Annotated in this window: 23 protein-coding genes; 10 read left to right on the top strand and 13 right to left on the bottom strand. The window is 72.9% G+C overall.

Going from position 1 to position 21,323, the window contains the following annotated elements:
* Positions 1–2: 2 nt before the first annotated feature.
* Both ACIBH3_RS03915 and ACIBH3_RS03910 read right to left on the bottom strand, forming a co-directional pair.
* Positions 3–1,604 carry a dolichyl-phosphate-mannose--protein mannosyltransferase gene (locus ACIBH3_RS03915; protein WP_396310246.1) on the bottom strand — a complete coding sequence of 534 codons (1,602 nt, stop codon included), beginning with the start codon at positions 1,602–1,604 and terminating at the stop codon, positions 3–5.
* A 91-nt stretch (positions 1,605–1,695) separates the two neighbouring features.
* Positions 1,696–2,994: an MFS transporter gene (locus ACIBH3_RS03910; RefSeq protein WP_396310245.1), complete on the bottom strand. Its 1,299-nt coding sequence runs from the start codon at positions 2,992–2,994 to the stop codon at positions 1,696–1,698.
* Positions 2,995–3,128: 134 nt separating this feature from the next.
* Between ACIBH3_RS03910 and ACIBH3_RS03905 the strand changes: the two genes are divergently transcribed.
* Positions 3,129–3,689 carry a MarR family winged helix-turn-helix transcriptional regulator gene (locus ACIBH3_RS03905; RefSeq protein WP_396310244.1) on the top strand — a complete coding sequence of 187 codons (561 nt, stop codon included), beginning with the start codon at positions 3,129–3,131 and terminating at the stop codon, positions 3,687–3,689.
* Between the two features lie 139 nt (positions 3,690–3,828).
* Here the strand turns inward: ACIBH3_RS03905 and ACIBH3_RS03900 are convergent, their stop codons facing one another.
* The 3 genes from ACIBH3_RS03900 to ACIBH3_RS03890 all read right to left on the bottom strand — a co-directional run bounded on the left by ACIBH3_RS03900 (position 3,829) and on the right by ACIBH3_RS03890 (position 7,419).
* Positions 3,829–5,628, bottom strand: coding sequence for a glycosyl hydrolase family 18 protein (locus ACIBH3_RS03900; RefSeq protein WP_396310243.1), 1,800 nt, complete (start codon positions 5,626–5,628; stop codon positions 3,829–3,831).
* Between the two features lie 321 nt (positions 5,629–5,949).
* The gene (locus tag ACIBH3_RS03895) at positions 5,950–6,570 is read right to left on the bottom strand and encodes an FxLYD domain-containing protein (protein ID WP_396310242.1); all 621 of its coding nucleotides are present in this window, start codon (positions 6,568–6,570) and stop codon (positions 5,950–5,952) included.
* Positions 6,571–6,855: 285 nt separating this feature from the next.
* A complete protein-coding gene (locus tag ACIBH3_RS03890) occupies positions 6,856–7,419 on the bottom strand; it encodes a DoxX family protein (RefSeq protein ID WP_396310241.1) in 564 nt (187 codons plus the stop codon).
* A 144-nt stretch (positions 7,420–7,563) separates the two neighbouring features.
* On the opposite strand from ACIBH3_RS03890, the gene ACIBH3_RS03885 reads away from it, so the two are divergent.
* Both ACIBH3_RS03885 and ACIBH3_RS03880 read left to right on the top strand, forming a co-directional pair.
* Positions 7,564–7,872 carry a barstar family protein gene (locus ACIBH3_RS03885; RefSeq protein ID WP_396310240.1) on the top strand — a complete coding sequence of 103 codons (309 nt, stop codon included), beginning with the start codon at positions 7,564–7,566 and terminating at the stop codon, positions 7,870–7,872.
* 10 nt (positions 7,873–7,882) lie between these two features.
* On the top strand, positions 7,883–8,518 hold the full coding sequence (locus ACIBH3_RS03880) for a MarC family protein (RefSeq protein ID WP_396310239.1): 636 nt from the start codon (positions 7,883–7,885) through the stop codon (positions 8,516–8,518).
* A gap of 21 nt (positions 8,519–8,539) precedes the next feature.
* On the opposite strand, the gene ACIBH3_RS03875 is transcribed toward ACIBH3_RS03880, so the two are convergent.
* Positions 8,540–9,073: an NADPH-dependent FMN reductase gene (locus ACIBH3_RS03875; protein ID WP_396310238.1), complete on the bottom strand. Its 534-nt coding sequence runs from the start codon at positions 9,071–9,073 to the stop codon at positions 8,540–8,542.
* Between the two features lie 23 nt (positions 9,074–9,096).
* Positions 9,097–9,531, bottom strand: coding sequence for an Lrp/AsnC family transcriptional regulator (locus tag ACIBH3_RS03870; RefSeq protein ID WP_396310237.1), 435 nt, complete (start codon positions 9,529–9,531; stop codon positions 9,097–9,099).
* Positions 9,532–9,766: 235 nt separating this feature from the next.
* On the opposite strand from ACIBH3_RS03870, the gene ACIBH3_RS03865 reads away from it, so the two are divergent.
* The 5 genes from ACIBH3_RS03865 to ACIBH3_RS03845 all read left to right on the top strand — a co-directional run bounded on the left by ACIBH3_RS03865 (position 9,767) and on the right by ACIBH3_RS03845 (position 14,038).
* Entirely contained in the window at positions 9,767–10,600 is an 834-nt protein-coding gene (locus ACIBH3_RS03865) for a tryptophan 2,3-dioxygenase (protein WP_396310236.1), read from the top strand.
* Complete coding sequence (gene kynU, locus ACIBH3_RS03860) at positions 10,600–11,826, top strand: kynureninase (RefSeq protein ID WP_396310353.1); 1,227 nt, start codon at positions 10,600–10,602, stop codon at positions 11,824–11,826. Before ACIBH3_RS03865 ends, kynU begins: the two co-directional genes overlap by 1 nt.
* A 188-nt stretch (positions 11,827–12,014) precedes the next feature.
* Entirely contained in the window at positions 12,015–12,500 is a 486-nt protein-coding gene (locus ACIBH3_RS03855; protein ID WP_396310235.1) for a hypothetical protein, read from the top strand.
* A 209-nt stretch (positions 12,501–12,709) separates the two neighbouring features.
* Entirely contained in the window at positions 12,710–13,423 is a 714-nt protein-coding gene (locus tag ACIBH3_RS03850) for a 4'-phosphopantetheinyl transferase family protein (protein WP_396310234.1), read from the top strand.
* A 129-nt stretch (positions 13,424–13,552) separates the two neighbouring features.
* Complete coding sequence (locus ACIBH3_RS03845) at positions 13,553–14,038, top strand: DUF2269 family protein (RefSeq protein WP_396310233.1); 486 nt, start codon at positions 13,553–13,555, stop codon at positions 14,036–14,038.
* A 75-nt stretch (positions 14,039–14,113) separates the two neighbouring features.
* Here the strand turns inward: ACIBH3_RS03845 and ACIBH3_RS03840 are convergent, their stop codons facing one another.
* The 6 genes from ACIBH3_RS03840 to ACIBH3_RS03815 form a co-directional block, all read right to left on the bottom strand.
* Positions 14,114–14,995 carry an amidohydrolase family protein gene (locus tag ACIBH3_RS03840; protein ID WP_396310232.1) on the bottom strand — a complete coding sequence of 294 codons (882 nt, stop codon included), beginning with the start codon at positions 14,993–14,995 and terminating at the stop codon, positions 14,114–14,116.
* On the bottom strand, positions 14,992–16,626 hold the full coding sequence (locus tag ACIBH3_RS03835; RefSeq protein WP_396310231.1) for an acyl-CoA dehydrogenase family protein: 1,635 nt from the start codon (positions 16,624–16,626) through the stop codon (positions 14,992–14,994). The genes ACIBH3_RS03840 and ACIBH3_RS03835 overlap by 4 nt, the downstream gene beginning before the upstream one ends.
* Entirely contained in the window at positions 16,610–17,221 is a 612-nt protein-coding gene (locus ACIBH3_RS03830) for a TetR/AcrR family transcriptional regulator (protein WP_396310230.1), read from the bottom strand. Before ACIBH3_RS03830 ends, ACIBH3_RS03835 begins: the two co-directional genes overlap by 17 nt.
* A 139-nt stretch (positions 17,222–17,360) precedes the next feature.
* Positions 17,361–18,776: a S28 family serine protease gene (locus ACIBH3_RS03825; RefSeq protein WP_396310229.1), complete on the bottom strand. Its 1,416-nt coding sequence runs from the start codon at positions 18,774–18,776 to the stop codon at positions 17,361–17,363.
* 155 nt (positions 18,777–18,931) lie between these two features.
* Positions 18,932–19,759 carry a serine protease gene (locus tag ACIBH3_RS03820; RefSeq protein ID WP_396310228.1) on the bottom strand — a complete coding sequence of 276 codons (828 nt, stop codon included), beginning with the start codon at positions 19,757–19,759 and terminating at the stop codon, positions 18,932–18,934.
* Between the two features lie 119 nt (positions 19,760–19,878).
* Positions 19,879–20,508, bottom strand: coding sequence for a TetR family transcriptional regulator (locus ACIBH3_RS03815; protein ID WP_396310227.1), 630 nt, complete (start codon positions 20,506–20,508; stop codon positions 19,879–19,881).
* Positions 20,509–20,692: 184 nt separating this feature from the next.
* On the opposite strand from ACIBH3_RS03815, the gene ACIBH3_RS03810 reads away from it, so the two are divergent.
* Positions 20,693–20,848: a hypothetical protein gene (locus ACIBH3_RS03810; protein ID WP_396310226.1), complete on the top strand. Its 156-nt coding sequence runs from the start codon at positions 20,693–20,695 to the stop codon at positions 20,846–20,848.
* Positions 20,849–20,955: 107 nt separating this feature from the next.
* Positions 20,956–21,237: a DUF4190 domain-containing protein gene (locus ACIBH3_RS03805; protein WP_396310225.1), complete on the top strand. Its 282-nt coding sequence runs from the start codon at positions 20,956–20,958 to the stop codon at positions 21,235–21,237.
* The last annotated feature ends 86 nt before the right edge of the window (positions 21,238–21,323 follow it).

Here is a 21,323-nt window from a genome sequence, read left to right as displayed (position 1 = left end):
GCTCAGACCCAGCTGGTGAACCACATCCGGGCCTGCCAGTCGGAGATCGGGATCACCTCCGCCGTGTACAGCGGGTAGAAGAAGGCGAAGCAGCCGACGACCGCCAGCACGATCAGCCCGGCCCCGGCGGCGCCGAGCCGTCTGCGTCGGGGCGGGCAGCCGGGCGGGCCCAGCATGGCGCCGAGCATCTGGGCGACGGCCAGGCACAGGAACGGCACCAGCACGACCATGTAGAAGGAGAAGACCGTCCGCTCCTGGTAGCGGAACCACGGCAGGTAGATCCCGGCGACGGCGCAGAGCACCGCCCCGGAGCGCCAGTCCCGGCGGAAGAACCAGCGCCAGAGCAGGTAGAGCAGCGCGAAGCAGGCCGCCCACCAGAGCAGCGGCGTGCCGAGCCCGAGGATCTGGACGGCGCAGCCGTCGGCGGAGGTGCAGCCCTGCTGGCCCTGCGCCGGCTTCTGCCAGTACATGCTGACCGGGCGGCCCTGGACGAGCCAGCTCCACGGGTTGGACTGGTAGTCGTGCGGGGTGCTCAGGCCGGTGTTGAAGTCGTACATCTGCGAGTGGTAGTGCCACCAGCTGCGCAGCGGGGCCGGCACCCAGGTCAGGTCCACCTGCGGCAACGGCACGCCCAGCAGCGAGGCGGTGGAGCGGCCTGCGCGGCCGTCGGCCCAGTGCCGGTCGAAGCCTCCCGAGGTGGCGAACCAGCCGGACCAGGCGGCCAGGTAGACGGCGGCGGCGGAGCCGACCATGGCGAGCACCGCGGGCCCGGCGTCGCGGCGCAGCATCGAGCGCCAGGGGCGCCTGGCGCCGGCCCAGCGGCGGCCGGACTGGTCCCAGAGGACGGTGAGCAGGCCGAGGGCGGCCAGGATCGGCAGGCCGTTCCACTTGACGGCGCAGGCGGCGCCGAGCAGCAGTCCGGCGGTGATCCGCCAGGGGCGCGGGCCGAGCCGGACCCGGTCGCCGTTCGGCCAGGCGGTGGCGAGCCGTCGGCGGGCGTGGTCGCGGTCGATCAGCAGGGAGCCGAACGCCCCGAGGACGAAGAACATCTGGATGCCGTCCAGCAGGCCGATCCGGCTCATCACGAACTGCAGTCCGTCGACGGCCATGAGCAGCGCGGCGGTGCAGCCGATCAGGGTGGAGGCGAAGAGCCGGCGCCCGATCCGGGCGAGCATCAGGACGGTGACGGTGCCGAGCAGCGCCGTCATGAAGCGCCACCCGAAGGGGTGCAGGCCGAGCAGCTGCTCACCGGCGGCGATCACCCACTTGCCGAGTGGCGGGTGGGCGATGAACTCGGGGTCCGGGGTGAGCGGGATGTGCTGGGGGTCGGCCAGGACCTCGGTGTTGGCGGTGTCCGGCCAGACGCCCTCGTAGCCCTGTTCGAGCAGTGACCAGGCGTCCTTGGGGTAGTACGTCTCGTCGAAGACGAAGGCGTCCGGGTGCCCGAGGTCCCAGAACCGCAGGAGTCCGGCGAAGAGCGCCACCCCGATCGGCCCGAGCCAGCCGGAGTGCGCGAGGGACCATGACACCAGCCCCCGCCAGGCCGGTGCGGGGCCTGCGGGGGCTGGTGGTGCCGGGTGCTGCGTGAGTGCCGCTTGCGTCATTGCCTCGCCGATTCGCCTGCTCGCCAACTCGTCTGCTCGCCAGCGACTGACACTATGTGCCGCCTGTCCTGAATCCAAGCGTGACGGGCGATCACGCGGCGGTCTGCAGCTCCCGGACGGGGGCGGCGGGCCGCACGACGGTGGCGACCGGACGGGCGTTGTCCTGGGCGGGGGTGAGGTGGGCCCGCAGCCGCAGCGACAGGGTGACGATCAGCAGGGTGCAGAGCGCCATCGCGGCCAGGTAGAGCGGCCAGGTACCGGAACCGACCAGCAGGACGCCGACGGCCGGGCCGACCGCGATGGCGATCTGCTTCACCAGGGCGTAGCCCGCGTTGTAGGTGCCCAGCAGCCTGGCCGGCGCGAGGTCGGCGACGATCGGGCCGAGCGTCGGGGCGAGCAGCGACTCGCCGACGCCGAACAGCGCGTAGATGGAGATGATCGCCACGGTGGCGGCCATCGTCTCGGTCCGGATCAGCCCGGCGACCAGGGCCATCGCCCAGGCGCCCAGCCAGACCACGCCGGCGGCGGCCATCGCCGTGGTGCGCCGGCGGCGCGCGGTGATCCTCACCATGAACATCTGCAGCACCACGATGGTCAGCGCGTTGGCGCCGATCGCCAGGCCCAGGGTGGAGGGGGCGGTGCCGACGGTGTCGGTGGCGAAGGCCGCGACGCCGGACTCGAACTGGCCGTAGCAGGTGAAGAAGATCAGCCCGGCGAGCAGGCACAGCTTGAGCATGGCCTTGTCCGCGACCAGGGCACGCAGGCCGCTGGGGCCGTTCGCGTCCTGGAGCAGCACCGGCGGGGCCGCCGGGATCCGGGCGCTGCCGGTGACCAGGGCCAGGCCCAGGAAGGTGGCGGCCTCGATGGTGAAGAGCCTGGTCAGGCTGGCCGGGTCGGCGACGTCCACGATCTGCCCGCCGACCAGCGCGCCGATGCCCATTCCCAGGTTGACCAGGGTGAACTGCAGCGCGAAGGCGTGCGAGCGGGTGGCCTTGGTGGAGCAGCGCACGATCATCGTCGCCAGCGCCGGCTGGCAGGTGGTGACGCCCGCGCCGAACAGGAAGGAGGAGACCAGCAGCCCGGGGGTGCCCGTGGCGTGGCCGAAGGCGAACGCGCCGGTGGCGGCGATGGCGGCGCCCGCCAGCAGCACCGGGCGGGGGCCGTACCGGTCGATGCCGCGGCCGGTCAGCGGCAGCACGGCGAGCGCGGCCAGCGCGAAGACGGTGAACACCATCCCGGCTGCCGGCGAGCCCAGGCCCCGCACCTGGTCCACGTACACGAACATGTACGGCATCGTGAACCCGCTCCCGAAGGCGCTGAGCGCATTGCCGATCTGGACGCGGCGCAGCGGGCCGCCCGCCCCATGACGCCGCTGCCTCTGCTGCTTCACCGTGCCGGTCACCGTGCACACCCTTTCGCTGGATACTCTTAAGTCCGCAAGATTTCAGAGCTAAACTCTAAGCATCGGAAGTGTGCGCCGTCAAAGTCTTAAAGGCTGCACCGGGGCATGCGACACTTGTCCCCATGAGCGCACGCAAGCCCGACCCGCCCGCCGGCGGCGAGCTGGGGATCGCCGAGCAGGTGGCCGTCTACCAGCGGGAATTCCCTCTGGTCGACCCCCAGGTGGAGACCATCGTGCAGACCCTCTCCCGGGTCGCACGGCGGATGGGCGTCGCCTACAGCAGGCAGCTGAATGTGCTGGGAATCACCTCCGCCGAGTGGGAGGTGCTCAAGGCGCTGGTCGTCGCGGGCAGCCCCTACCAGCTGGGACCCGGCGAGCTGGCCAAGCGGCTCGGGCTCACCCCGGCCGCCATGACTCACCGGATCGACCGGATGGTCGCCGAGGACCTCGTCACCCGCGAACGCGACGAGGCCAACCGAGTCCGCGTGATCATCGAGCTGACCGAGAACGGCCGCGACAAGTGGCTGGAGTCGATGCGGATGGCGGCGGTTTTCGAGGAGGAACTGCTCCAGGACATCCCCACCGAGGAGCGCGCCGTGCTCTCCGGCATGCTCGGGCGGATGCTGCGCCGGATCGAGAAGAGCCAGCCGGACGCCCTCGGGCGCACCGACGACCTGGACTGACGCCGCCCCGCGGGCGCGGCGCGCGACAGGGCCCCGGACACCTGGGAGCAGCCCCGGACGATTCCCCGTCCGGGGCTGCTCCGTGTTCCGGCACCGGGCTCCGCCGAGCCCTCAGGCGCTCGGACCTGCCGACAGCCGGTCAGCAGGGGCCGTTGTCACTCCACACGCCCCACTGGCCGCCGGCGGTCGGGTCCTCGCCCTTGGTCCACCACTTGTTGGTCCAGTAGTGGCCCCTCCAGGAGACCTTGGTGCCGGCGGTCGCGTAGGTGGCGGCCGCGTCCCAGGACGGGGCGGCGGCGCAGCCGGCCGGCGCGGTCGGCGAGGAGGTGGCCGTCGGCGAGGAGGTCGCGGTCGGGCCGGCGGTGGCGGTCGGCGACGCGGTCGCGGTGGCGGTCGCCGTGGCGGTCGGGGTCGGGGCGGCCGGGCAGTTCGCGGCGGAGCCGTTGGTGGCCGTCACCATCTTGTCGAACAGCGCGGTCTGGGTGCCCAGGTCGTACAGCGAGAAGGCGAACGAGCCGCCCAGGCCGTTGCAGTGCGCGTAGTCGAGCTTGGCCTGGATGGACTGCGCGTTCTCACCGGTCCAGAAGGTGGTGCCGTCGTAGAAGTACGAGGTCTTGGCGGTGTCGTCCCAGTAGCTGTACGCCGGGTTGTCGACGAAGCCGTTCAGCTCCTTGTACATCCGGATGCCGTTGACGTTGCCGGACATCGCCGCGCCGGCGGCCGGGCCCGTGGCGCTCTGGAACAGGCCGTGACCGGCACCGGCCGGCACGCCCGTCCAGCCGCGGTAGTAGAACGGGACACCCATGTTGATCTTCTTGGCGGGGAATCCGCCCTTGATCCCGTACTCCGGGTCACCGACCGTCCAGGCCTTGATCGCCTCGTCGATGGAGTACTTGGAGGTGCCCGGCTTGACCGGGGTCATCGGGTCGTTCGGGCCCGAGTAGAGCGGGGCCTGGTGGTTGGTCGGCCCGGTGGCGTCCCAGGCGCCGTGCATGTCGTACGTCATGACGTCCAGGAAGGTCAGGTACGGGCCGACCTTGTCGGTCTCGACATTGGTGATCTTGTCCTGCCCGGCGCCGACCGCCGCGGCGAGCGCGTAGGTCTTGCCGTCGGCCTTGCCCTGGGCGTCCAGCTGGGCGCGCAGCTCGGCCAGCAGCAGGGTGAAGTTCTGCTTGTCGGCGGGCGAGGAGTGGTTGCCGGTGTGGCCGCCGCCGCCCGGGTACTCCCAGTCGATGTCGATGCCGTCGAAGACCCCGGCCGCCGAGCCCGGCCCGCCGAAGCCGCCGTCCACCGGCAGGTTGCCCTTGATGAACATGTCGATGCAGGAGGACACGAAGGTCTTGCGGGCGGCGTCGGTCGCGGCGACGTCGGAGAAGAACTTGGAGTACGTCCAACCGCCGATCGACAGCAGCACCTTGAGGCCGGGATTCCTCGCCTTCAGCTTCCTCAGCTGGTTGAAGTTGCCCGTGATCGGCTGGTTCCAGGTGTCGGCGACGCCGTCCACGCTGGTGTCCGCGCCGAAGGACTTCTGGTAGTCCGCGAACGCGTCGGCCGCGCCGTCACCGGCATTGGGGTTGTTGTCGTCCTGGGAGGCGGCCTTGGTGGCCTCGAAACACTTGAGGTCGGTCGGGTGGATGTTGGCGAAGTCGTAGATCAGGTAGTCGAGCTTGCCGGCCACGCCGGTGTCCTGGATCGTCTTCGGGTAGTACGCGTTGCCGTAGACCGACCACTGGTCGAAGTAGGCGACCTTGATGCCGCCGCTGGTCGCGGGCGCGCCGGTGGTGTTGGTGGCACTCGCGTTGGCGGTGCCGCCGGAGGTGAGCGCCAGGCCGGCGCCGAGCAGCAGCGAGGCGGCGGTGCCGACCGCGAGCGCGACCAGGCTCTTGGGCCGGCGCCGGCGGTTCGGCTCCCGGACAGGCGTGGTGACGGATCGAAGCATGGGTGCGTGACTCCAGGTCGTGGGGGATGCTGCCGCGACCCCGGTGGGGTCCGCGCGGAGTGGGGCCGCACGGCCGGGGACATGACAGGGGAATCGAGCGGGGCATGCCGGAGGCAGGCGCCGGGGTGAGCCGAACCGGCGCCGGAGGTCTGGACCACCGACGCCGGCTCAGGGGCTCCCTGCACCTGGGGATCAAAATGGACTAGACCAACTCCGTCGTCAAGAGCTGATGTCGGCCCTTGAGCCGCCGTTAAGGTTCCCGCCCCGGCCGCCCCGGCCGCCCCGGCTGAGCCGGGGAACGCCGGATCACGACCACCGCGGTCAGTAGCGCAGGGCGGCCGCCACGACGGCCTTCACCGTCCCCGACAGGTCGCGGTTACTGCGCGCCGTCACCTGGGCGCTCTGCCCGGCCCCGAGGTCGGAGAGGTTCACCACGGTCGCGTCGAGCACGTTCCCCGACGGGTCGGTGAAGTTGACCTGGACCACGTACCGGTTGGACTGCGCGGTGTGGTTGGCGATGGTGACCTGTACCTGCGCCCGCCCGTCCGAGATGGTCACCTCACCGAGCGTCACATCGCCCTTGGCGTCCAGCCCGCCCTTGACACTCGCCAGCGCCGAGGAGGCCTCGGACTGGGCGGAGGCGGCTGCCGAGGCCAGCGCGGACGCGGCGGCGGACCCTGCGGAGGCCAGGCCCGAGCTCACCCCCGCCGCCCCCGAGGCGAGCGCCGAGGCCGCCGCCGAGGCGGCCGCGGAAGCGGCGGAGGCCGCCGCCGACAGGCCCGACTGCACGGCCGGGTTCGTCGACGCGTCCGAGGAGCAGCCGGCCAGCGCGCCCACTCCGATCAGCCCCGCCACCAGCACGGCCGCCAACGCGGCGCGGGGCCGCCGTACGGCCGGAGCGGTGGTGTCCTGCTGGGTCACGCGGGGTGGCTGGCGGTCCATGACATCCTCTTTCGGGCTCGGCTCGCTGACTCACTGCGCTCGGCTTGAGCGCCGGTCCGGGGCGCTGTGGCGGGCTGCTGCGGTGGGCTGCTGGGGGGGTGCCGTGGTGGGCTGCTGTTGTCGGGTGGCGCTCGCGGGGTGCTGCTCCGCAGCTCTGCCGCCCACCCTCGGTGCCCCGGACGCCCGCCGCCAGCAGGGCTGATGCGTCCGGGTGAGCCACGCGGGCACGGGCCCGGGCGGCTCACGCGGGCGTCCCGTCCGAGGCGCATCGGCCCGCGGGTGCGCTCAGGACAGGCCGACGCCCTCCTGGCGCTCGGCCTCCATCGCGGCGCGCTCCTCACGCAGCCGCACCACCTGGCGACGGCGGACGACGACCCCGTACGCCGCGGCGGCACTGGCCGTGAAGGACAGCAGGCCCATCCAGGGCCGGTCGAAGACGTGGCCGGTCGCGTGGTCCATGGAGTAGCGGCCCGCGCCCGCCACGCCGAGTGCCACACCGGTGGCGCCGAGCAGCGCCGGGTACTCGTAGCCGCCGGAGGTGGCGAAGAAGCCGGCCGGGGTGTGTACGGCGATCGCGCCGGCCATGGTGCCGGCCACGATCGCCGCGGCGGCCGGCGTGGCCAGGCCGACCACCAGCAGCGCACCGCCGCCCGCCTCGCCGAGGCCCGCGGCCAGCGCGCTCTGGCGGCCCGGGTGGAAGCCCATGTGCTCCATCGCCTGCGCGGTGCCCTCCAGCCCGCCGCCGCCGAACCAGCCGAACAGCTTCTGGGTGCCGTGTGCGATGAGCACCCCGCCGACGGCGGTGCGCAGGGCGAGCAGGCCGAGATCCTTGCGGTTGAGACAGGTCATGGCGGGCCCTCGTTCCGAACGGCTGATGGTCCGCTTCCCATCCCAGCCCAAAGGCGTCCCGGGCTCGACCCGGGGCCGCCATTCGGGCGACCATCGTCGCTGTGGTCCGCCGTCCGCGCGGGCGCCCGAGGGACGGGAGACGTCATGGCCGAGCAGCAGGTCGAGTACCACCTGGACGGCGCCGGGATCACCGACCGGCCCGGGTTCTACGCCGCGCTCGGCGTCGCGGTGAACGGCCCCGGCGGGTACTACGGCAGCAACCTGGACGCGCTGGCGGACTGCATGCGCGGCGGCTTCGGGCCGGTACCGCCGTTCACCCTGCACTGGCACGACTCCGGGGTCGCCCGGCGGGTGCTGACGGACCACCGGGTGATCGGCGGGCGGGAGGTCGGCTACTTCGACGCGATCGTCGAAACGCTCCGCGAAGGGGGCGTGACGGTGCTGCTGCGGTAAAGCTGGGTGCATGTACGTCTTCAGCCTGAGCAGCGCGTTCGTCGCCCTCTTCGCGGTGGTCGGCCCCCCGAAGATCCTGCTCGCCTTCGCCCAGCTCGGCGTCGGCCGAAGCACCCGGGACCTGCGCCTGCTCGCGCTGTGGAGCACCCTGGTCGCGGCGCTGGTCGGCGTGATGATGGCGTACAGCGCCGACTTCATCACCAACCTGTTCCACGTCAGCGACGAGTCGCTCCAGCTGGCCGGCGGGGTGATCTTCTTCATCTACGCCGTGGCGCTGGTCCTCGGCATCCACCTGGGCCTCGGCGACTCCGATGACGACCACCTGGCGAACCCGCTGGTCGACGGCATCCGCGCGCTGCTGCTGCCGTACATCGCCAGCCCGCTCGCGATGACCGGTGTGCTGGTCGCCTCGCTCAGCAAGGACAACTGGCCCTGGCGCGGGACGGTCGCGGTGGCCTACCTCGCGGTGGTCGCGATCAACTGCGTCAGCGTCCTGCTGCTGGCCCCGCTGCTCCAGCGCAGCCACCAGACCACCCTGGAGCTGCTCTCGCGACTGCTCGGACTGCTACTGGCGGCGGTCGGCGTCGAGCTCATCCTGAACGGCCTGGTCGGCCTCGGGGTGCCCTTCGCGGGCGAGCACCACTGAGCCCGGCGCCGTGCGCGCGGGTCAGCGGCCGGCGAGCCGGGCGAGTACCTCGGTGATCCGGGCGCGGACGGCGGGGTCCGTGATCGTCCCGTCGGAGCCGACCAGGGCGCGGTCCACCGGGATGGTGGCGCAGGCCTCGTCCAGGACGAGGGCGCCGGTGTAGCCGAGCACGGCGCGCAGGGTGGCCTCCGCGCCCCGGCCGCGGCCGGGGGCGGCCGCGTTGATCCAGGCGGAGGGCTTGTCGCTGATCTCGACGCCGCCGACCGTCCAGTCCAGCAGGTTCTTGAAGGAGCCCGGCAGCGTGCCGGCGTACTCGGGGGTGCAGAACAGCAACGCGTCCGCCGCCGCGATCGCCGCCCGAAGCTCCACGACGGGGGCGGGCAGCCGATCGCCGTCCTCGTCCGGGTTGAAGTGCGGCAGGCCGCCCAGCCCCGGGTAGAGCGCGGCGGTGACACCCTCCGGGGCGACCTCGGCGGCGGTGCGCAGCACGCTCTGGTTGGCGGAGCCCTCGCGCAGGCTTCCCGAGATCAGCAGGACGTGACGGTTCGTCGGCATCGTGCCAACCTACCCGGCGCCGCCTACGGCACGACGACCGGGCGCCAGGGCACCGGGCTGGAGAGGATCATCGAGCTGGCGGGCTGGCCGTAGGCGCCGAGCCGGTCGATCAGCTCCTCGAACTGGGCCATCGCGGGCACCGCGACCAGCAGCGCGCAGCAGGCGCCGCCGGTCACCCGGTGCAGCTGGAGCACCTCCGGCCAGGAGGCCACCTCGGGGTCGCGCAGGACGCAGCGCGGCCCGTAGCACTGGATCTGGACCAGCGCCGTGACGGGCAGGCCGGCCCGGGCGAGGTCGATGTGGGCGTGGTAGCCGCTGATCACCCCGTCCGCCTCCAGCCGCCGCACCCGTTCGGCCACGGCGGGGGCGGAGAGGCTGACCCGCCGGGAGAGCTCGTTGTAGGAGAGCCGGGCATCGCCCTGGAGCTCGGCCAGAAGGCGGCGGTCGACGGCGTCCATTTGAGTGCTCCCTGACGGCGCTGGCGGGTGAGGCTTGCGTTCATGAGGCCGGATGGGCCAAAGACCTTTTGATCGGAAGGCGCGGCCCCCGATCCCGTGCCCGCCACCCATTCAAGAGCGGGTGGCGGCCGCCGCACAATAGGGCCACCCCGCCGCCGGGACGAATCGGACGCGCGGGCCATCCGGTACAGACCGGACCAGATCCGGCGCAGACCGGACCAGAGGAGGAGTCGGGATGGGCCACGACGCGGTGAGCACCCCCAACCTGTCGTTCGTTCGGGCCGAGGAGCCGGGACACGGCACCCCGTACGCCCGGTACGCGCGCCTGGAGGAGCTGCACAGCCTGCAGAACCCGCGCAGCAAGGTGCCGGCGGAGCTCTCGTTCATCATCACCACCCAGGTGATGGAGCTGCTGTTCGACCTGCTGCGGCACGAGTGGACGCAGGCGCAGCACGCGCTGCGCGAGGACGACCTGTCGCAGGCGCTGGCCGCGCTGCGGCGCGGAGCGCACGTCCAGGACGTGCTGGTGAGCTCCTGGGACCTGCTGGCGACGATGACGCCGCTGGAGTTCGGCGCGTTCCGCGAGGTGCTCGGCGAGGCCTCCGGCTTCCAGTCCTCGGCGTTCCTGAAGCTGGAGTTCCTGCTCGGCAACAAGAGCGAGCACCTGCTGCGGATGTACGAGGAGGTGCCGCAGACGCACGCCGAGCTGGCGGACGCGCTGCGGGCGCCGGGCCTGTACGACGACGCGCTGGCACTGCTGGCCAGACGCGGCCTGCCGGCGGCGCCGGAGCCCTCCGAGCAGCGGTACCAGCCGAGCGCCGAGGTGGAGGAGGCCTGGCGGCGGGTCTACACGGACCCGTCCGCGTACGGGGACCTGGCCGCGCTCGGCGAGGCGCTGCTGGACACCGCCGAGCGGGTCACCCGGTGGCGGCAGCGGCACTACAACTCGGTCAAGCGCGCGATGGGCGACAAGCCCGGCACGGGCGGGTCGAGCGGCCTGAGCTGGCTGAAGCGCTCGGCCGAGCAGGACGTCTTCCCGGAGCTGTGGACCGTCAGGAGTGCACTGTGATCACCCGCGAGGAGTGCGAGGCGCTGGACGCCGTCGACCCGCTGGCCGGCTTCCGCAAGGAGTTCACGCTGCCGGAGGGCGTGATCTACCTGGACGGGAACTCGCTCGGCGCGCTGCCGGCGGGCACGCCCGCCCGGGTGCGTGAGGTGGTCGAGGCCGAGTGGGGCCGGGAGCTGATCCGCAGCTGGAACGACGCCGGCTGGTTCGAGCAGCCGTACCGGCTCGGCCGGCGGATCGCGCCGCTGATCGGGGCCGGGCCCGAGGAGGTGGTGGTCTGCGACACCACCTCGGTGAACCTCTTCAAGCTGCTCACGGCGGCCCTGCGGCTGCGGCCGGGGCGGCGCACGGTGCTGGGCGACGGTGCGGCCTTCCCCACCGACCTGTACATCGCCGAGGGAGTGACCGGGCTGTTCGAGGGGGCGCGCAGCGTCCTGCTGCCGTCGGTCACCACCGAGGAACTGGAGCGCCACCTGGGCGAGGACGTCGCCGCCGTGGTGCTCTCGCACGTGGACTACCGCACCGGCGAGCTGCTGGACATGGCCGCGATCACCGAGCAGGTGCAGCGGGCCGGCGCGCTGATGATCTGGGACGTCTGCCACTCGGTGGGCGCGCTGCCGGTGGAACTGGGCGCCTGCGGCGCCGACCTCGCGGTCGGCTGCACCTACAAGTACCTGAACGGCGGCCCCGGTTCGCCGGCCTTCCTGTACGTCGCCGAGCGGCACCAGGCGGCGGCCGAGCAACCGCTGAGCGGCTGGTTCGGCCATGCCCGGCCGTTCGCCTTCGAGCCCGGCTACGCGCCGACGGCCGGCGTCGGGCGGTTCATGACCAGCTCGCCGTCGCTGCTGGGGCAGGCCGCGCTGGGGGCCAGCCTGGACGTCTGGGAGCGGGCGGACCTGCGGGCGGTGCGGGCGAAGAGCCTGGCGCTGACCGACCTGTTCATCTCCCTGGTCGAGCCGCTGGGACTGGAGGTGGCCACACCGCTTGAGCACGCGCGGCGCGGCAGTCAGGTCGCCCTGCGGCACCCGGACGGGTATCCGGTGGTGCAGGCGCTGATCGAGCGCGGGGTGATCGGTGACTTCCGCGCACCGGACCTGATGCGGTTCGGCTTCACGCCGCTGTACCTGTCGCACACCGAGGTGTGGGACGCGGCGCGGGAGCTGGCGCAGGTGCTGGAGTCCGGCGAGTGGCGGGCGCCGCGGTTCAGCAGGCGCGGGGCCGTGACCTAGGCGGCACGGCGGCGAGGTGGCGGGGCGGTGGACGGGTGCTCCGGTGCCGCGCGCGTCGCGCGGTGGCGTGATGGCGCAGCAGCGGCGGGGTGGCGCAGTGGCCGGTTCGGCGATCTCTGCCACCAATGAAGCGACTTGACGCAGGGTCACTCGGCACCACCATCCATGCCGATCGTATGATGAGACGCATGGGACCTTTGGAGCCTGACTACCCCGAGATGGCCGTCGGCCTGATCTGCTTCTTCCTCCTCTTCGGCGTCCTCGGCCGGATCGTGCTGCCCCGCCTCGAACGCACCCTCGCCGCCCGGCGGGACGCCATCGAGGGCGGGGCCGAGCGCGCCCAGACCGCCCAGGCCGAGGCGGAACGCACCCTCGCGGAGTACAGGCAGGAGCTCGCCGCCGCCCACCACGAGGCCGCCCGGATCCGCCAGGAGGCCGCCGAGCAGGGCGCCGCGCTGCTCGCGGCGGCCCGCGAGGAGGGCCAGCGCGAGCGCGCGGAACTCCTCGCCGCCGCGCACGCCCGACTCGCCGTCGACCAGGCGCTGGCCGCGGTCGCCCTCCAGGCGAACGTCGGCGAACTCGCCACCGAGCTCGCCGGCCGGATCGTCGGCGAGCCGCTCGACTCCTTCGCCGCTCAGCGGGGCACGGTCGAGCGGTTCTTCGCCGAACGCTGACCGCGCTCGACCACAGGGGCGCCCCCGGCACCGAAGCCGGGGGCGCCCTCGGCCGTTCGGCCGAGCCGCCGGCCGGGTGATTTACCCGGCCGGCGCTCCGGCCGGGCCGCCACTTGCGCCGCGCGGCACGGGCGTTGCTTGTCCGGGCCCGCGACGGCCCGTAGGTTGGGCCCCGGCGGGCCAACAGGGCGGCGGGGACGGGGACGGCGATGGACAGCGGCACGGACGACCGGAACTCACCGCTGGCGGCGGTGGCGGCCAGCGACGCCGTCCTGCGGCACCCCGGGATGGGTGACCAACTGCTCACCGCGGTCGAGCGGGAGCGCGCCGACCGCTTCCGGCACGAGTCGGGCCGCCGTGACTTCGTCGCCGCGCACCTCCTGGTCCGGCTCTGCGCCGCCCGGCTGCTCGGCACCGACGCCGCCTCTCTGACGCTCGCCCAGCACTGCCCCGGCTGCGGCAGGAGCGGCCACGGCCGGCCGTACCTGTCGCAACACCCGGACGTCCACGTCAGCCTCTCGCACACCCGGGGCGTGGTGGCCGCCGCGGCCGCCGGCCAGCCGGTGGGGATCGACGTCGAGCTGCCCAGCCGCGGCGGCTCGCCGGTCGAGGTGCTCGAACGCGTACTGACCGGGCGCGAGTTGAAGCAGGTCAAGCAACACCCGGACCCGGCGCGCGCGTTCCTGCGGCAGTGGGTGCGCAAGGAGGCCATGGTCAAGATCGGCCGAACCACCCTGGACACCCTCGACGAGATCGACCTCTCCGCCCTGCCGGTGGACCTGCCGGACGGCGCCCCGCTGCTCAGCCGCTTCGGCGACCTGCACCTGCTGGACTGGTCGCAGGGCGAGCCCCATCCGGCGATGGTCTCCGTGGTCGGCAGCGCCGCGCCGCGCCTGCTCACCGCCGAGGTTCTGGGGGCCTGACGCCGTTCCGGCTGCGCCGGCCACCCGGCGTCCGGGCCCACGCGGGGGCGGTGTTAGCGTGCTCGGGGCCTTCCTCCGGTGGACGCCCCGGCCGGCACGGTTCCGCGATCGCAAAGGGTGTCCCCCATCATGGCCAAGCTCCTTCTGAGCCTGCACGTCCTCGCCTCGGTGCTGTTCATCGGCCCGGTCGCGGTGGCCGTCAGCATGTTCCCGGCCAAGGCCCGGGCGGCCCTCGCCGGCGGGCCCGGCCTCGCCTCGGACACCGCCGCCGTCCGGCTGCTGCACCGGATCACCCAGGTCTACGCGTTGCTGGGGATCGCCGTGCCGGTGATGGGCATCGGCACCGCCCAGGTGATGGACGTGCTCGGCCAGTCCTGGCTGATCGCCTCGATGGTGCTGACCGCCGTTGCCGCGCTCTGCCTGCTGCTGTTCGTCCTGCCAGCCCAGCAGGCCGCCGTGGACGCCCTGGAGGCCGGCGACCCGCAGCGCCCCGAGCATGGCGAGGCCGTCCAGGGCCTTCGGCTGCTCCCGATGACGGCCGGTGTGTTCAACCTGCTGTGGGCGGTGGTCGTCGTCCTGATGGTCGTCCGCCCCGGATCGACCACGGGCGCCTGACGGCCGGCGGCCCGGATCCCACGCCCGCCCGCGGGCCCGCGAGGGCGCGACCGGCCGTGGTGGCCTGCGCGGCGGTCAGCCGGCGGGCGGGAGGGCGAACAACCGCGCGGCGTTGTCGTGGCAGACGGCGCGCAGCCAGTCCTCCCCCAGCCCGAGCCGGGCCAGCGCCTGCAGGGCCTCCGCGTACGGGTACGGGATGTTGGGGAAGTCGCTGCCGAGCAGGATCCGGCTCTGCAGGCCCAGCAGGCGCGGCAGTTCGGCGGGCGGGAAGGGGCTGTCGCGCTCGGTGAAGTCGGTGAACGCCATGGTGGTGTCCAGGTGGACGTCCGGGTGGCGCTCGGCGAGATCGAGGAAGTCGCCGTACTCGGGCAGGCCCATGTGCGCCACCACCAGCCGCAGCCGGGGGTGACGGGCGAGTACGGCGCCGATCGGGCCGGGGCCGGTGTGCTTGCCGGGGGCGGGGCCGGAGCCGCAGTGCGTGACCACGGGCGTGCCGCTGTCGGCGAGCAGGCCCCAGACCTCGTCGAGCAGCGGGTCCGTGGGGTCGTACGCGCCGACCTGGAGGTGGGCCTTGAACACCCTGGCGCCGTCGTCCAGGGCCCGGGCCACGTACCCGCGGGCCTCGGGCTCGGGGAAGAAGGTGGCGGTGTGCAGGCAGTCGGGGGTGCGGGCGGCGAAGTCGGCGGCCCAGCCGTTGAGCCAGGCCGCCATGCCCGGCCGGTGCGGGTAGAGCATCGCGGTGAACGCCCGGAGGCCGAACTCCCGCAGCCGCTCGACCCGCCGGCCCTCCTCCTCGCGGTAGGTGATCGGCCAGGGCCGGCCGGTCAGCGGGCCGGCGGCGTCGAAGTAAGCCCAGACCTTGTCCAGGACGTTCTGCGGCATGAAGTGGGTGTGGACGTCGACGAGCCCGGGCAGGCCGAGGCCCTGCCAGAAGGCCCGGACCTCGGCCGTGCTCATGCGGTGACCGGGGTGGCGCGCTCGATGATCGCGCCGGTGTCCAGGCCGGGCGGCAGGGTGCCGAAGGCGCCGCCGTGGTCGCCGGCCAGGCGCGAGGCGCAGAACGCGTCGGCGACCGCCGGGCTGCCGTGGCGTACCAGCAGCGAGCCCTGGAAGGCCAGCGCCATCGACTCGACGAGGCGGCGGGTGCGGTACTCCAGGTCGCTCAGGTCGGTGAGCTGCTTGCGCAGTTCGGCGACGGCCGCGTCCAGCCTGCGGTCCGCGCCGGCGGCGAGGTCGAGTTCGCCGAGGAAGGCCTCCACGCTCTCGGGGCGCTTGGCCATGGCGCGCAGCGTGTCCAGGGCGGCGACGTTGCCCGAGCCCTCCCAGATCGAGACCAGCGGGGCCTCCCGGTAGAGCCGGGGCATGCCGGACTCCTCCACGTAGCCGTTGCCGCCCAGGCATTCGAGGGCTTCGGCGGCGTGCGCCGGGCCGCGCTTGCAGACCCAGTACTTGGCGACGGCCAGCCCCAGCCGGCGGACCAGCACCTCGCTCTCGTCGCCGGCGAGGGCCGCGTCGGTGGCGGCGGCCAGGCGCATCCCGACGGCGGTGGCCGCCTCGGACTCCACGACCAGGTCGGCCAGGACGTTGCGCATCAGCGGCTGGTCGACCAGCCGGGCGCCGAAGGCCCGCCGGTGGGTGGCGTGGTGGACCGCGCGGGTGGCGCCCAGGCGCATGCCGGAGGCCGCGCCCAGGGTGCAGTCCATCCGGGTCATGTTGACCATCTCGATGATGGTCGGCACCCCGCGCCCCTCCTCGCCGACCAGCCAGCCGACCGCGCCGTCGTACTCGATCTCGGCGGAGGCGTTGGACTTGTTGCCCAGCTTGTCCTTGAGCCGCTGGAGCAGGATGCGGTTGCGGCTGCCGTCGGGCAGGACGCGCGGCAGCATGAAGCAGCTGAGGCCGCCGGGCGCCTGGGCGAGCGTCAGGAAGAGGTCCGACATCGGCGCCGAGGTGAACCACTTGTGACCGCGCAGCCGGTACGTGCCGTCGGCGTGCGCGGTCGCGGTGGTGGTGTTGGTGCGGACGTCGGAGCCGCCCTGCTTCTCCGTCATCGACATGCCGGCGATCAGGCCGCGCTTGGTGTGCGGCTCGCGCAGCCCGAAGTCGTACTCGGGGGCCGCCAGCAGCGGCTCCAGCCACTCGGCGAGGGCCGGGGTGGCGCGCAGGGCGGGCACGGCGGCGTACGTCATGGTGATCGGACACATGTGGCCGGCCTCGACCTGGCCCCAGACGTAGTACTTCGCGGCGCGGGCGGAGTGCGCGGCGGGCCGCTGGTCGCGCCAGGGCGCGGCGTGCAGCCCGTGCGCGACGGCGGTGCGCATCAGGTCGTGCCAGTGCGGGTGGAACTCCACCTCGTCGATCCGGTTGCCGAACCGGTCGTGGGTGCGCAGCACGGGCGGGTTCTCGTTCGCCAGCCGGCCCCACTCGCCGGCCTGCTCGGAGCCGGCCAGGCGGCCGAGTTCGCGCAGTTCGGGCTCGGCCCAGCCGGCGCCGGCGCGGTGCAGCGCGTCGAGCAGGGTGGGGTCGGCGGCGCTGTCATGGCCGTACGGCAGGGGCACCTGGTTGGTGACCTCATGCGTCGGTGGCATCGTGTCCTCCCAGGGCACGCAGGGTGAAGTCGACCAGGGCGGGGATGACCTCGGCCGGGGCGGAGCCGGCGGCCAGCGGGCCGGCGAGGGCCTCGCCGACGGCACCGACGATCGCGGCGGCGGTCAGGTCCGGGTCCTGGCGGGGCAGTTGGCCGAGGGCGACGCCCTCGGCGATCTGGGTCGCGATGACGTCGCGGAAGGCCCGGCGGAAGACCAGGCGCTCGGTGTCGACGACGGCGTCGGCCGGCTCGACCAGCAGCGCGTACGCGAGCCGGGGCGCCCGCAGGGCCCGGTCGGCGAAGGTCTCCACGACGGCGGCGATCCGCGAGCGCGGGGTGTCCCGGCGGGCGACGGCGGCGTTGACGGCGGCGATCTCCCGGGTGACGACGCGCCGGAACAGCTCCACGGAGAGCTCCGCCTTGCCGGCGAAGTGCTGGTAGATGCTCCCGGTGGCGATGCCGGCCCGGTCGGCGACGGCGGCCATCGAGCAGCCGCCGTACCCGCGGTCGGCCAGCAGGGCCACGGCGGCCTGGAGCACCGCCTCGCGCTGGGCGTCGAGGCGGGCCTGTACGGCGGGTGTGCGTCGGTAGGCCACGTAAGAATTGAAGCACTGATTCAGTACTTCCGACAGAGGCCCGCCGGGAACGCCTTCGGGCCACCCACGCGACGGCGCGGGTGGCCCGAAGGCGCCTGCGGGGGCCCAGGACGGTCGGGGACCAGGGCCCGGGGCGGGACTACAGCCGGTGGTGTTCCTGGAGCAGGCCCTCGTGGTCGAGGTCGGTGAAGGGCTGGACGCGGGGGGCGAGGAGGGAGCCCGTACCGCCCAGGCCCGCCCAGTCGAGGAGCTTCGCGGTGGCGGCGGCCGAGTCGGCCGGGGTCAGCGCGGCGATCTTGGCGCCGTGGTTGGCCCCGGGGGCGGTGTAGACGTAGGAGTCCTCACTGCCCCGCCCGAGGGTGAAGCGCTCGGCACCCCACGGGTCGTTCTGGCCGTAGACGAAGATGATCCGCTCGGCGCCGTGGCGCACCCAGCTGTCGATGTCCCGCATCGCGTGCCGGTCGAAGCGCATCGGGATCGACCTGGGCACGTAGCTGCGCGGCGTGTACAGCTCCCGGGTGTCGTAGTGGAGCAGCCCCGTGAGCCCGGAGACGTCGAAGCCGGGCGAGCCGAGCTGGGTGCCCGCCTGGTAGTAGTACGCGGTGTACGCCGCGAGCGACTGGTCGGTGTTGGAGTCGATGCCCGAGTGGGTGTCCAGCCAGGCGTACAGCTGGTCGTCGGTGGCGGTGGCGGCGGGGACGGCCGCGCAGTCCGCCTCTCCCGCGTACTGCCAGAAGGCCCAGACGACGTCGAGCACGCCGATCTCGTAGCCGCGGTCGGCGCTGCCGACGGTCTCGAAGGTGCCGCCGCGCGCCGCGTTGTCGGCCGCGTAGCGCGGTTCCAGGGTGCTCCGGCGCACCAGCAGTTCGCGCTGGGCGGCGCTCAGGGCGGCGCGGCACTCGGCGCTGCCGACGTGCTCGAAGAACGCGCTGTACGCGGAGTCCTCGCGGTCGTCGACGTCGTTCGGCGCGACGTAGGCGACGGTGCCGTCGACGTCGTCCGGGTAGAAGCGCCGGTGGTAGACCGAGGACATGCCGCCCTTGCTGGCGCCGGTGGAGATCCACTCCTGCCGGTAGATCCGCTTGAGGGCGCCGATCAGCCGGTGCGCGTCGGCCGCCGCCTGCTCGATGCCGGCCTTCGACCAGTCGGCGGGCTGCGGGCGGGAGGGGGTGAAGAAGCGGTACTCGATGGACACCTGGTTGCCGTCGGTGAGCCTGGTCGGCTCGGTCCGGGACGGGGTGGTGCCCAGGGTGTAGCCGTTGGTGTAGAAGACCGTCGGGCGGTCCTCACCCCGGTGCAGCACGCTCAGCCGCTGCTGGAAGGTGCCCAGCCAGGGCCGGTCGTGGTCCACCGGCTGGGTGAAGGTGAGGAGGAAGTACCGGTGCCCGGTGGTGGTGGGCTTCTCCTCGGTGACGGTCATTCCGGGGATCGCCGCCAGGCGCTCCCGGATGTCCTTGGCCGGCGCCGCCCGGGCGGACGCCGGTACGGCCAGACCCAGTGCGAGCAGGGGGATCAGCAGCGCTGCGGTCAGCAGCCTCCTGAGCTTGGTGCGCATCGACTCTCCGTTGATCGGGCGGGCTGGTGCGGTTCGGGTGCTGGTGCGGTTGAGTGCCGGTGGTGTCGGCTCCCGGCGCGGACCGGTACCGGCCGTCGGCATGCGGCCGGGTGGGCCACCCGCGCTCTGCGGATGACCCACCCGGGCGCGCGGTGCTACGGGCGCGGCAGGGTGCAGCCGGCCAGCGTCAGGTCGAGCCGGTTGCCCGGCGCGAAGCAGGCGGGGATGAGGTACGTCTCCTCGGCGTAGTTGATGCCCTGGCGGACCGTCACCTTGCCGTTCTGGTCTACCTCGCACGGGTTGTTGACCGTGCAGGACCCGCCGTCCTCGTTGCCGGTGTTGTTCACGGCCACGACCTCACCGGTGGCGGTGCTCACCACGGGCGAGCCCGAGGTGCCGCCGATGGTGTTGCAGCTGGAGGTGTAGCGGACCGAGTCCTTCCAGGTCCAGCCGCCCTCCTTGAGCCGGTAGACGAAGCCGTCCACCGAGCAGGAGTAGATCTTCTTCCAGTACCCGGAGACGACCTTGATCGAGGCGCCCTGGGCCGGGTGGCTCGCGGAGACGGTCAGCGGGGCGATCCCGTACCGCGACTGGATCGAGGCGTAGGTGGTGTTCAGCTGGTAGAGCGAGATGTCGGTGTCGGTCATGGTGCCGTACACGATCTTGGTGGCGCGCACCGTACCGAGCGAGCCGCCGCCGGAGTTCAGCAGCGTGAAGGAGCGATTGGAGGAGCGGTTGACCACCACCTGTCCGGGTGAGGGCATGCCGCTCTCCAGGCAGTGGCCGTTGGAGAGGATGAGCGCCGGGTCGCCCGAGGTCGAGTTGGGCAGCCGGACCAGCGAGCCGGAGCAGTTGCTGAGCGCCACCGTCCCGGCGAAGTTGACGGCGACCGCCGGGGCGGCGGTCGCGGGGGCGGCACCGGTGAGGGCGGTGGCCCCGGCCAGCAGCAGCGCGGTGAGCACGCCTATGAGCGGCTTCTTCATGAGAGGGCCTCTCGTGTGGGGGTGCACCAAAGCTGGCGCGGACATGACGAGATGTCAAGAGCCCCACAACGATGAAGCGATGAGCCGATGAAGCCACGAGCCGATGAGTCGGTGAGCCGTCAGATCTCGCGCCAGTGACGGCGGCCGAGGCTGATCAGGCGCAGCTGGAGCCCGGCGGTGGCGGCGATCCGCCGCTCCGCGCCCGGGTCGTCCGTACCCGCCTCCAGGAAGGAGGTGGCGGTCGAGACCATGTGCTCGACGTACAGCTCGGCCAGCATCCGCAGGTCCGCCCCGCTCCAGCCCGTGGAGACGGGCTGGAGCGCGAGCGCGGCACCGACCTCGTACGCGAAGCGGTCCAGCTCCGCCGCGATCGCCTCCCGGACCTGCCGCACTCCCCCGTGCCGCTCGCGCGCCAGGAAGCGGACGTGCGCGCGGTGCTCCCGGACGTGCTGCGCGATGACCTCGACCGTACGGTCGATCAGCTGCTCGGCGTCACCCTGCCCGGCCAGGACGGCGCGGACCAGGACGTGCACGTTCGCCAGCGACTCCTCCACCAGCGCGACGCCGAGGTCGGCCATGTCCCGGAAGTGCCGGTAGAACCCCGCCGGGGACATGCCCGCGGCCCGGGTGACCTCGCGTACGCCGAGGCTGGTGAGGTTCTGGTCCTCCAGCAGGCGCAGGCCCGCATCCATCAGCGCGCGCCGGCTCTGCTGCTTCTGGGCCTGCCTGACCCCCACGATGTGACTCACATCATTCAGTAAACAACTGTTTGCTGACTTTGACCAGCGTAGAGTGGAACTCGGCGAACAGTTGTGAACCCAAGTGTTCGCCGAATCTTCGCCCCACGGCCGTGGACCGTTCGCGCGGACCATTCGGATCACTCGCACCGCTCGCATCGCTCGCACCAATGGGACTACTCGGAAGGGCCGCACCATGATCCTCTTCGTCGCACTGGTCGCCATGGGAGTCGTCATCGGCGCCGCCGCGCACCTGCCGATGCCCGTCTTCCTGCTGGCGGCCGCCGCCATCGCCGCCTGGCTGCTCGCCTTCGGTGCCCGCGAGGGCATCGCCCGCCTGCGCCACCGCTGAGAGAGTGCCGCGCCGCCGCCGGCCCCGACCGGGCAGCGCCGGGACACGCCAAGACAACCCCTGACAGACCGCCGACAGACCGCTGAGACACCGAAGGAGTGGACCCCGTGGCAACCCTGACCGCACCTCGGACCGACCGGACCAAGGCCGCCGTCGCCGACGCCGACAACCTCGCCGTCGCCTCGTTCCTGCTCGGCCTGCCGGGCCTGCTGCTGTTCAACATCGCGCTCGGCCCGCTCGCCATCACCCTGGCGACCCTCGCCCTGGTCCGCGGCACCCGCCGCCGCGGCCGCGCCGTCCTGGGTCTCGCCCTGGGCATCGCCGACCTGGCGATCCTCCTCGTCACCACCATCGCCGGCCACGGCGTCCTCTTCGAGTTCGGCAGCTGACCGCAGCTGGCGCGGCCACACCCGGCGCGCAGCCGTACCGCGCAGTGACCGCACCGCGCACGCGAGCGGTGCGGCCACCCGGCGAT

It is taken from the genome of Kitasatospora sp. NPDC050543, assembly GCF_044457565.1.
Taxonomy (GTDB): Bacteria; Actinomycetota; Actinomycetes; order Streptomycetales; family Streptomycetaceae; genus Kitasatospora.
Note: the sequence above shows the minus strand (reverse complement) of the source record. Positions and strands in the feature narration are given on the sequence as shown.